The 12,186-nt window shown below is 34.7% G+C and carries 6 protein-coding genes; 3 read left to right on the forward strand and 3 right to left on the reverse strand.

Translation table 11 applies throughout. The features are described 5' to 3' along the window. Position 1: 1 nt before the first annotated feature. Positions 2-2,635, reverse strand: a complete 2,634-nt coding sequence (locus tag ACP5P5_RS08200; protein WP_428285620.1) for a valine--tRNA ligase — start codon at positions 2,633-2,635, stop codon at positions 2-4. Positions 2,636-2,743: 108 nt separating this feature from the next. On the opposite strand from ACP5P5_RS08200, the gene ACP5P5_RS08205 reads away from it, so the two are divergent. Next, positions 2,744-4,066, forward strand: coding sequence for an exonuclease domain-containing protein (locus ACP5P5_RS08205; RefSeq protein WP_428285621.1), 1,323 nt, complete (start codon positions 2,744-2,746; stop codon positions 4,064-4,066). A 97-nt stretch (positions 4,067-4,163) separates the two neighbouring features. Beyond that, on the forward strand, positions 4,164-6,401 hold the full coding sequence (locus ACP5P5_RS08210) for a Tex family protein (RefSeq protein ID WP_428285622.1): 2,238 nt from the start codon (positions 4,164-4,166) through the stop codon (positions 6,399-6,401). Between the two features lie 64 nt (positions 6,402-6,465). Here the strand turns inward: ACP5P5_RS08210 and ACP5P5_RS08215 are convergent, their stop codons facing one another. Next, positions 6,466-7,773: a RagB/SusD family nutrient uptake outer membrane protein gene (locus ACP5P5_RS08215; protein ID WP_428285623.1), complete on the reverse strand. Its 1,308-nt coding sequence runs from the start codon at positions 7,771-7,773 to the stop codon at positions 6,466-6,468. Positions 7,774-7,791: 18 nt separating this feature from the next. Beyond that, entirely contained in the window at positions 7,792-10,710 is a 2,919-nt protein-coding gene (locus ACP5P5_RS08220) for a SusC/RagA family TonB-linked outer membrane protein (protein ID WP_428285624.1), read from the reverse strand. A 180-nt stretch (positions 10,711-10,890) separates the two neighbouring features. On the opposite strand from ACP5P5_RS08220, the gene ACP5P5_RS08225 reads away from it, so the two are divergent. Next, entirely contained in the window at positions 10,891-12,072 is a 1,182-nt protein-coding gene (locus tag ACP5P5_RS08225) for an MFS transporter (protein ID WP_428285625.1), read from the forward strand. Positions 12,073-12,186 lie beyond the last annotated feature (114 nt).

Genomic DNA, 12,186 nt, shown 5'->3' on the forward strand with positions numbered 1-12,186 from the left:
TTTACTGTAATGATTTCAAAGACTCTTCAATTGTTTGAATACGTGCCAAGGCATCGGCTTTTTTCTTTTGTTCCATAGCCACTACAGCAGGGGAAGCATTTTGTACAAACTTTTCATTATTCAATTTCTTCTCAACACTTTGCAAAAAATTCATTTGATAAGCCAAGTCCTTCAACAAATTTTCTTTTAAAGCAGTATTATCAATAGCTGCAGTTGATACAATGTATAATTTATGCGTTTCAATAGCTACCACAATGCTGTTATTTATTGTATTATTTACTATTTGAAAGCTAGAAGCATTTACTTGTTTTGAGATAATGGATTGAATATTATTAAAAACAGGTGCGTTGGGAGTTTCTACAAATAATTCTATAGCATCTTTAGGCTTAATATTATTTTTTACTCTTGCTTCGCGAATAGCAGTTATTACTTGCTTCAATAATTCACCCTCTTCCAAAACTTTTTGATTGTGTTGTGTAATGGGTAACATTAGTTTTATACATAAGTCACTATTTCGGTTAGCTAACTGATGATAAATTTCTTCAGTAATAAAAGGCATGAAAGGGTGCAACAATTGTAATAATACATCAAAATATTCAATTGTTTTTGCATATACTTTTTTAGAAATAGGCTGTTCAAATCCGGGCTTAACCCATTCTAAATACCAACTACAAAAATCATCCCATATTAATGAGTAAATAACTTTTAATGCCTCACTTAGTTTAAACTGTTGCATTAAAGATTCTACTTCTTGCTGCACTTGAGCTAATCGGTTTTCAAACCATTGCAGCGCAAATGTGGTATCGTTGGTATTTATTTCATTATCAGTAAACCTTGCTTCCCACAACTTCACTAGTTTAAGGGCATTCCAAATTTTATTGTTAAAATTTCTACCTTGTTCCAAACTGGCTTCATCAAACAAAATATCATTACCTGCAGGTGAGGCAATCATAATTCCAAACCTAACGGCATCGGCACCATAAGTATCAATTAATCCTAATAAATCGGGTGAATTTCCCAGGCTCTTACTCATCTTTCTCCCCAATTTATCCCGTACAATACCCGTAAAATATACGTTTTTAAATGGCAGTTGATTCGTAAATTCATAACCGGCCATTATCATCCGTGCTACCCAAAAGAAAATGATTTCAGGCGCAGTTACCAATGTATTGGTTGGGTAATAATATTGAACGTCAGCATTATTCGGTTTGCTTAATCCCTTAAAAACTTCAAAAGGCCATAACCAAGAAGAAAACCAGGTATCTAAACAATCTTCATCTTGATGAATTTGCTGTAAGGTTAATTGGGGATTATTTTTTTGCAATTCAATTAATGCCTCTACAGCAGTTGCTGCAACAGCATAATTTCCCGAAGCATCATACCATGCAGGAATGCGATGCCCCCACCATAATTGACGGCTAATACACCAATCCTTAATATTACTCATCCAATGGTTGTATAAGTTTTTAAACTTTGCCGGATGGAAAGCAATATCATTCTCCATTACTGCCTGCAATGCAGGTACAGCAAGTTCTTTCATCTTTACCCACCATTGCAAACTTAAACGCGGTTCAACAACAGCATCTGTTCTTTCTGAGTATCCAACTTCACTGGTATAATCTTCAACTTTTACAATATGGTTAGCTTCAGTTAATTTTTCTACTAATAATTTTCTGGCTTCAAAACGATCTAAGCCCACCCCTATTTGTGCTAGTTTGTTTAATGTACCATCATCATTCAAAATATCAATAACAGGTAATTTATGTTTTATACCTAAAGCATAGTCGTTGGCATCATGAGCTGGGGTAATTTTTAAAGCACCGGTTCCAAAATCCATTGCTACATACTCATCAGTAATAATGGGTATTTCTCTATGAATTAAAGGAACAAAAACTGTTTTACCGTGTAAATGCTTATAACGCTCATCATTCGGATGTATGCAAATTGCAACATCGCCCATAATGGTTTCAGGCCTTACTGTTGCAATGGTAATATATTCGTTTGTTGCTGCACCATTATTTATAGCGTATCGGATGTAGTATAATTTTTGGTGTGTTTCTTTTCTAATTACTTCTTCATCACTCAATGCGGTTTTAGCTTTTACATCCCAGTGAATCATTCTTTGACCACGGTATATATATCCTTTTTTATACAAGTCAATAAAAACTTGTATTACGGATTGGTAATAATCATCGTCCATTGTAAAACTGGTTCTATTCCAATCAACACTGCAACCCAGTTTTTTTAGTTGCTCTAAAATTATACCTCCATATTTTTCTTTCCATTTCCAAGCGTATTCTAAAAATTTTTCACGAGATAAAGATGATTTAGCAATACCTTTTTCCCGAAGCATGGCCACCACCTTTGCTTCTGTAGCAATAGAAGCATGGTCTGTACCCGGAACCCAACAGGCATTTTTGCCCTGCATTCGCGCTCTGCGTATTAAAATATCCTGAATGGTATTATTTAAACAATGCCCCATATGCAACACTCCTGTAACATTTGGTGGAGGCATTACTATGGTATATGGCTCACGTTTATCGGGTACACTGTTAAAATACCCTTTTTGCAACCAATGTTGATACCATTTGTTTTCAATTTCGGTAGGAATAAAATTTTTACTTAATTCAGACATAAGTTAGTTACATTGAAATGCTGCAAAAGTAAGGAATTGCAACGGCCATCTGTTAGTAATTCAACGGAATTTGATGCGAAGTTTAAAAAATTGTAATTTCACCCTCACATGTTTGCAATTGTTGATATTGAAACTACCGGAGGGCATGCACACAATGGTGGCATTACAGAAATTGCTATTGTGTTATTTGATGGTAAAAAAATTGAAGGGGTTTACGAAACTTTGATTAATCCGCAAATGCCCATTCAGCCCTTTGTACAAACACTTACCGGAATAACAAATGCAATGGTAGCCAACGCACCACTATTTTCGGCTGTTGCACCACATATATATCATTTATTAAAAGAACGCATTTTCGTAGCACACAACGTAAATTTTGATTATGCTTTTGTAAAACAACATTTAAATATCTGTGGAATTGAATTAAACACACAAAAGCTGTGCACCATTCGTTTATCGAGAAAAATTTTTCCCGGATTACCCAAATATGGTTTAGGAAGCATTTGTAAAACCCTTCAAATTAATCATAGCCAGCAACATCGGGCATCGGGGGATGCTTTAGCAACTACCGAATTATTCAAGCTGTTAATACAAAACGATAAAAGTGGTTACTTACAAAAAATGATGAAAGGCAGATCAATTGCTACCTATTTACCACCCCATATTCCTGAAGAACAATTTATTAATATTCCGGACAAACCAGGCGTATATTATTTTTATAACCAGCAAAAAAAAATTATATACGTTGGTAAAGCCAAGAATTTAAAAAAAAGAGTAACACAACATTTTGCTAACAATAAAACCACCGCACAAAAACAAGCTTTTTTACGAGAAATATATGCCATTGAGTTTAATGTTTGCAGTAGCGAATTTACTGCTGCAATATTGGAGAGTATTGAAATAAAAAAAAGGTGGCCGAAATATAATAAAAGCCAAAAATTTAAAGAACAAAAATTTGGTTTATACCATTTTATTGACAACAAAGGCTATGAACGCCTGGCTATTGATAAATGGAAGAAACAATTAAATCCTTTAGCAGCATTTAGTTATATAACTGAGGCGAATAATTGTTTGTGGAGCCTAATTAACAAATTTCAACTGATTCCCTACTTATGTTTTTTAGATAAAAATGAACCTGCAAATCCTTTACCTGAAGCAATGGAATACAATATAAGAGTAAAAGATGCCATTCAATCTTTGGAAGCAGAAGCGATTACTTGTTCTATAAAAGATGGCTCACATTACATTTTAATTGAAAAAGGTATGTTTACCGGTATGGGCATGTTACAAAATGAACCTGAACCACCCCAATTAACAGTTGAAATGCTTAAAAATACATTAACACCTTATCCTGAAAATGATGTTATTAAACACCTCATTCAACAATATATCCGCAATTACCCCGAGCAAGTTATTTACTTCAACAACTAGGCATTAAATAATCTAATGCTATTTTAAAAATTTTTTTTTAGCCTCCAGCGATTATATTCGCTGCCCAAATTCAAATATTTTATTAAATATTTTATGTATGTTACCAGATAATATCAATGCATTAGTGGCAGCTAATGTACAAATAAGTATAAATCAAATAAATTCCGTTATAACCCTTTTAAGTGAAGGGGCAACGATACCCTTTATTGCACGATATAGAAAAGATAAAACCGGGGGGTTAGATGAGGTGCAAATTGAAAAAATTCAAGATGAACATAAACGTTTACAACAGTTTTTTCAATTAAAAGCAAGCATTGAAAAAAGTATAACCGAGCAGGGTAAAATGACGGAAGCACTGCAAGAGAAACTAAACAAAGCCACTACCGTTGCAACGCTAGAAGATATTTATCTCCCTTATAAACCCAAGCGTAAAACCAAAGCTCAAACAGCAAAAGAAAATGGTCTTGAACCATTGGCGCTTCAAATTTTAGAGCAACAAGATATTGATGTAGAAAGCGTAGCTAAAAATTTCATTAATGAAGCTATAACTGATGCTGCTTGCGCATTACAAGGCGCAAGAGATATTATTGCAGAAAGTATAAATGAAGATGCCGGCATACGAGCCAAACTTCGGCACTTATTTGAGCAAAAAGCTTTGTTTCAAAGTAAAGTATTAACAGGCAAGGAAACAGAAGGTATTAAATTTAAAGATTACTTCGATTTTCAGGAGCCGGTAACCACCATTCCTTCACACAGAATTTTAGCTATTTTAAGAGGGTTTTTAGAAGGATTTTTAAGGATTAGTATTGCCCCAAATGAAGAAGAAGCCATAGCAATTATTGAAGAACAATTTATTACCAATTATGGCAATGCTGCTGTTGAACAAGTAAAAAAAGCCATTAAAGATGCTTACAAAAGACTTTTACAACCAAGCTTAGAAACAGAATTGCGTTCAGCATTAAAACAAAAAGCTGATGAAGAAGCAATTCAAGTGTTTGCAGAAAATTTAAAGCAATTATTATTAAGTGCACCTTTAGGCGGTAAAAGAATTTTAGCAATTGACCCCGGATATAGAACAGGTTGTAAAGTAGTTTGTCTTGATGAGACAGGCGCATTGCTTTATCACGATTTAATTTTTGTTCATGAAAGCAACAAACTACAACAAAGCAGTTCCGTTATTTTACATTTAATTGAGAAATTTAAGATAGCTGCTTTTGCTATTGGCGATGGTACTGCAGGGCGAGAAACCGAGCAATTCATAAAATCATTAAATACCGGCTTACCTGTATTTTTAGTAAATGAAGATGGCGCATCGGTATATTCTGCTTCTGAAATTGCCCGAGAAGAATTTGGCGATTACGATGTAACAGTAAGAGGGTCTGTTAGTATTGGAAGACGTTTAATGGATCCATTAGCAGAATTAGTAAAAATTGACCCAAAAAGCATTGGTGTTGGTCAATATCAACATGATGTAAATCAATTCCGGCTAAAAGAAAAATTAGACCAAACAGTAGTTAATTGTGTGAATGCGGTTGGCGTAAATATTAATACTGCCAGCAAACATTTATTAAGTTATGTAAGTGGAATTGGGCCAACATTAGCTGCACAAATTATTGAATACCGAAATAGTATTGGTAAGTTTACTAATAGGAAGCAAATTTTAAGTGTACCACGCTTAGGACAAAAAACCTTTGAGCAATGTGCCGGTTTTTTGCGTATTAAAGATGGAGAAAATCCCTTAGATGCTAGTGCTGTCCATCCGGAAGCATACCATATTGCCGAAGCCATTGCGAACGATTTACAAACCAATGTGCAACAACTGATTGGGAACGAAACTTTATTAAATAAAGTAAAACCTGAAAAATACGTATCAGAAACAATTGGAACATTGACTATTCAAGATATTTTAAATGAATTGAAAAAACCTGGGTTAGACCCCAGAAATGAAATTGAACAATTTGAATTTGCCGGCATTTATAGTATTGAAGATGTAAAGCCGGGCGATATTCTACCCGGAATTGTTACTAATATTACTCGCTTTGGCGCATTTGTTGATATTGGTGTGAAACAAGATGGTTTAGTGCATGTTAGCGAAATTGCCAATCGTTATATAGCTGACCCTTCAGAGGCACTAAAATTAAACGATAAAGTAAAAGTAAAAGTTTTGGAAGTTGATGTAGTTAGAAAAAGAATTGCACTTTCCATTAAACAAGCTGCAGCTTCAGGTGATAAAACAAAAAAGCCAACACCATCCCATAAAAAAACGGAAGCAGATTTAAGCAATATGAGTGTTGAAGATGCACTCTCGGCATTAAAAAAGAAATTTGGTAAATAAAAAAAGTGCGACTGTAATGCATAAGCTAAAACAGTCGCACTTAAATTAGAAAGCACTTCACGTATTAGTTACTCTCCGAAAAGGGTAGCGGGAATTGTTTCCAAATATGATCGGTAGGTCTATCTAAAGGCAAAGTACTTAGTAAGTTATACCTACGCACATCTACCCAACGATGGCCTTCATAAAACAAAGAAAATCTTCTTTGTTTCAACATCTCTGTAATTAAAGCCGCTTGGGTAAGAGGGCCACTGTAATTAGGTAAATTGTGTCCGTTGCGAATAACATTAATTGCAGTTTGGGCATCAGTTAAAGCATTGGTTTGAATTTTTGCTTCTGCATAAATTAAGATCAATTCTTCATTACGAATAATAGATACAGGATCTGTATTAGTTTTGAAAATTGCCACATCGTAGTTACTAGTTAAACCACTTTGTGTAGCAGGAGAATTACGTAAAGCAACTTTATTAATTCTATCATCACCCGGTTCAATATCTGTAACATAAGATGGCTGCGCCAAACGATTTTCGCCGGTATTATTCAATGGTAAATACAACGGATTTAATTGATCGCCTGATGCTGTTGAAAATACATGATAAACACCTGTATAAAAATTACCATTTAAATTAAAGAAGGAAGCATTTAAGTCTGTTAAGGCCGCTGTCCAGTTTTGTTGATACACATCTACCCTTGCAGCCAAAGCACGATTAAACTGAATTAAACCACTTGCAGTATTAAAACCGGAAAAGCCTGATGATAAATTAAATATAACATCACTACCGGTTAGGTCTGCCTGACCCTGATTCAATAAATTGCTTATGGCAGTTAGCGCATCACTTAAACCAACAATAGGGCCTAACTTATTATAATCAGCAACATCAACCCTTATGCCATTCTCATAGGTTAAATTCAAATTCAATAAAAGTTGATAAGCAATAATAGTTTTAGCAAAACCAGTGTAAGCTTTGCGCTGAGCATCTGTTACATAAGTTGAATTTGTAGCGGCCTGAATTAAAATGTATGCATTGCGAATGGTATTATATCTTGACCCCCAAGGATTAGTGAGATAAAATGTATTGTTATCCAATATAGCATTACCTGCACCCAATAAGTCAGAAGTATAACGCGGTTCAGAACCTGAGAATCGGTAACCTTCGCGACCAATCATACTTACTACATCTAAATAAATAGCAATATTATTGCGCATACCCGATTCTGTTCCGGTAACCAAATTATTCAATTCACTAATGGTTGGATCACTTGTTATTTGTTGAGATGTAGGGCCGTTCAAATATGGGATAGGTTCTTTCTTACATGCAGTATTCATTAGCAAACTGATGCTAATTAGCAATACTGAAAATTTAAAAGTTTTCATATATAAATAGTTTTATTTTTAAAATGATATAGCAACATGAAATTGAACACGTTTTGAAGTTGGGAAAGGTGTAACATCAACACCTGATGAAAAACCAACTCCAAAGTTAGATACCTCAGGATCGTAACCAACGTAAGGTGTTATTACAAATAAATTATTAGCCGATACTCCTAATTGTATGCGTTCAATATTTTTAATGCGATAAGGAACAGTATAATACAAACCAATTTCTCTAAATTTAACAAAGCTGGCATTTTGTACGAAGGGTTTTGAAGAAACACCTAATGCGGCAATACGATTTTCGCCTGCTGTTTTACCATTACTTTGCATCACATCAAAGTCGGGACTAGTGCCACCTAAATCGGTTAATAGCTGTGTTAAATTAATAACATCACCCCCTTGTTTCCAGTGAATTAAGAAACGCAAAGACCAGTTTTTATGAATTGTAAAATCGTTTAAAAAGTTCATTTGAAAATTAGGTTCAGCATCTCCTAATTTGCCAATACCACCATTGCCATTTAACCCTACTATTTGGGTTGCAGATGCACCTTGTTGAATAAAGTAAGTACCCAAAGTTGTACCAAATGCTCCAAGTGGGAATGCGGGAATAGTCAATTGAGTAATCAAAGAACGATTCAACCAAAAGTTAGTAGTTGAGGTCCATCTGAAATTTTTTCTTTCAAAAGGTATTGCCTTCAAACTCAACTCAACTCCTCTGTTTCTTAAACTACCGGCATTTAAATACTTAGTAGCAAAGCCGGTTGAAGCAGGTACCTGTCCTTGCATTAATAAATCCTTTACTACTTTATTATAGAAGGTTGCTTCTAAGCTTAATCTTCCTTCTAAAACACTAACATCAACCCCGGCTTCTAATTCTGTTTGTCTTTCAGAACCTATACTTCCATCACCCAAAGTATTTGAAACCAATGAACCGGGATAACCACCAATATTCGAAGAATTTAAAGGCGTAAAACGGCTAATGTAAGCAGGGAAATTACTTGACTCACCATACGCTACCCTTAGTTTTAAATCGTTGATAGTTTTACTCTTCCAAAAATTCATTTTTGATAAATTCCATGCCACATTGGCTTTTGGATAAGTAAAATATTTTTTATAATCACCATTATTGGTTGATTGATCAAAACGCAAACCTGCAGTAATGTTTAAGTAGTTTTTAAATGCAAATTCTTCCTGCACAAAAACACCATCATTTTTATATTGAGTTCTAAATTGAGAAACATTTATAGCTCCCGCCTGATCGAGATTGGTTTGAATACCGATTAACTGTGTAGCAACATTTAGTATGTTATCGTATTTACCATATTCATGTGTTAAACCTGCTGTGGTAAGAAACGATAAATCATCTGCCGGCTTATAGGAGTTTACTAAAAATCCTGCCCAGTTAGTATTTACATTATTCGTCATACCCTGTATACTGTGTCCCTTTGTTGTATTAACTTCAAATTGTAAAATAGAAGGGAATACAGCTGTTGTTTTTAAGTTGTAGTAATCTAATCCACCTCTTGCAATAATGCGAGTAGTCATTTTATTAGACTGTTGAATTATCGCATCCAAATTAACACCACCAATATAACGATTGGTTAATTCATTATTCGTCATTAAATCACGAGTTTGTAATGGATTAGATGCTGCATAAGGATTATTGGGATAATTACCATTTGCATCGGGAAATAATTGTGCAAAAGAAGGTGTAGATGAGAGTGCTACTCCAAAACTTACGCCTGCATTATCATTATTAGTTAATCCTCTGTCAGCAGAAGAATTAATAAAAGTTGAACTATAACTTAGTTTTATTTTATCACTAATGCGATGATCAATATTCACACGTAAAGAATTGTTTGCGTAGCCTGTACGTTTAATAATACCATCTTCTTTACGTAACCCACCTGCTAAATAAAAAGTTGTTTTTTCGTTACCACCACTAATAGATAAACGAGAGTCACGAATAAATCCTTTTTGACCATACATTTCTTTCTCATAATCGTATAATTTTCCTGCAGCTTTTGCGGAATCATAAGCCGCAACATCCCATCCTTGAGATTGTACGATAGCATCAGTTAATGGACGTTGCCCCAAGTATCTTATAATTGAGTTGAAACCCACATCTTGCGAAAAATTAAACCTTGTTTTACCTGCTCTCCCTCTTTTCGTTGTAATAATTACAACTCCTGCTGCGGCTTGTGCTCCATAAATACTAGCAGCCGAAGCACCTTTTAATACTTCAACACTTTGAATATCTTCTGGGTTTAAATCGGCAATTCTATTTGAAGCGTTATCCTGATTAGAAGAATTTCCGGCTGCAGCAGCCGCTGTAACAGCATTTAACCCTGCTGATGTAGCTGTATTGTTTACAATAACTCCATCTACTACAAACAACGGTTGTGAGTTGCCGAAGATAGTAGTTACTCCTCTTAATTTTATGGATGTACCTCCACCCGGAGCACCTGAATTAGCGATTATATTAGCACCCACCACTTTACCATTTAATGCCGCATCAAAAGTTTGGGCTGGTGCAGTACCGGCTAATTCTTGTGCACCAATTACTGCTACGGCATTGGCAGCATTACTACGTTTTACAGTTGTGGCCAAACCAGTTACCACAACCTCATCTAATCGAGCATAATCCTCTTTCAAAGCCACATTAAATGAGGTTGTTTCATTGGTTATTTTAAAACTTTGGGTTCTATATCCTGTAAAACTTATTTCAATTGTAGCTCCAACAGACACTTTTAATGAAAAATGTCCCTCTGCATCACTCAGTGTACCCGTTTGTGTACCTTTTACGGAAATGTTAGCTCCAGCCACAGGATTTCCATTTTGATCAATAACTTTTCCTGAAATATTTTTTTGTTGAGCTATAGCCAAAGCCGGCAATAGCAGTAGCAGCCAACATAATAGCTGCAATCGTTTTTTCATATGCATAAATGTAGTTTTGGTTTAATAATTAGTTAAACAACATCGTAATTTAATGAAAATTTCATAAAACTAACGCTTGTTTTATAATCTCATTAAATAGTATTAAATGCGTTTAACATTTATTGCATATATTAAAAATTAAAATTTTTCGATTATTGCTATTATGCACAATTTTGCGCCATGCATTTACAAAAGAAAGATGTGATTTTAATGGCCATCTGCACCGGCTTAATCGTTGCCAACATCTATTATATTCAACCATTAATTGTATTAATTGCCCACTCTTTTCATGTACCTGAAAATATAGCAGGAAGTACAACTTATCTTACGCAAGCAGGCTATGCAGCAGGTTTATTGATTTTGGTTCCACTCGGCGATATGATTGAACGAAGAAAACAAATCATAGCTACTACCCTTTTAGCAATTATCGCTTTAGTTGGTGTAGCCACAGCACAAAGTTTTATTGCATTACAAATCAGTTGCTTTTTTGTAGGGCTTGGTTCAATTGTACCTCAATTAATTTTGCCATTGGCTGCAACACTTTCCGATCCTAATCAACGAGGTAAAGTAGTTGGCACTGTAATGAGTGGACTTTTAGTGGGAATTTTACTTTCGCGTACATTAAGTGGTGCAGTGGCTGAATGGATGGGCTGGCGTAGCATGTTTTGGATAGCTGCCATTTTATGTTCTTTTTTGGCCATTTTTATGCAAAAGCAATTTCCAAAAAATCATGTTTCATTTCAGGGGCATTATGGACATTTAATGCATTCTTTAATCCAATTAATTAAAACACAACCTGTTTTAAGAGAAGCTACAGCTATTAATATGTGCTGTTTTGCAGTATTTGGTAGTTTTTGGACAACCATGGTTTTGCATTTATCAAATGCTCCCTTTCATTATGCATCTCATCAAATTGGTTTATTTGGAATTGCCGGTGCTGCAGGCGCCATTACTGCTCCCTTTGTTGGTAAACTAGGAGATAAAGGTTCACCTAGAAAAACTATTAAAATGGGTTTGTCTCTATTTTTAATAAGTATAGCAGTACTGTTTTGGAGAAGAGATAGTTTATGGTTTATGATTTTAGGTACCATTTTGATTGATATAGCCCAACAATCTGTTCATGTTACTAATCAAACCCGTGTATATGCACTTTTGCCGGAAGCTCGAAATCGTTTGAATACTGTATTTATGAGTTTGAGTTTTGTTGGAACTACTTTAGGTTCTGCCTTAGGATTATATTTTTGGAAATTGGCGGCTTGGCAGGGTGTAATGATAGGCTCCACTATTTTAATTTGTATTGCCTGGATTATTTTTATAAGTACACAGCCTAAAAAAATAGCAACATCAAAAGTAATTTCATAAATACATACTTGTAATGTAATACCACTCTTCTACCCAAAAAACTGCTTCAATCTATCATAAATCCCTAGCTAATTTGAGCATTTGAATAGATGGAATATTGCAGCGAACAGTATT

Origin of the sequence: Hydrotalea sp., from assembly GCF_049968455.1 — a bacterium.
Taxonomy (GTDB): Bacteria; Bacteroidota; Bacteroidia; order Chitinophagales; family Chitinophagaceae; genus Hydrotalea.

Coding starts and splice junctions, on each gene's coding strand:
- ACP5P5_RS08220 (WP_428285624.1), bottom strand. CDS start 10,710: ATGAAAAAACGATTGCAGCTATTATGTTGGCTGCTACTGCTATTGCCG.
- ACP5P5_RS08215 (WP_428285623.1), bottom strand. CDS start 7,773: ATGAAAACTTTTAAATTTTCAGTATTGCTAATTAGCATCAGTTTGCTA.
- ACP5P5_RS08210 (WP_428285622.1), top strand. CDS start 4,164: ATGTTACCAGATAATATCAATGCATTAGTGGCAGCTAATGTACAAATA.
- ACP5P5_RS08205 (WP_428285621.1), top strand. CDS start 2,744: ATGTTTGCAATTGTTGATATTGAAACTACCGGAGGGCATGCACACAAT.
- ACP5P5_RS08225 (WP_428285625.1), top strand. CDS start 10,891: ATGCATTTACAAAAGAAAGATGTGATTTTAATGGCCATCTGCACCGGC.
- ACP5P5_RS08200 (WP_428285620.1), bottom strand. CDS start 2,635: ATGTCTGAATTAAGTAAAAATTTTATTCCTACCGAAATTGAAAACAAA.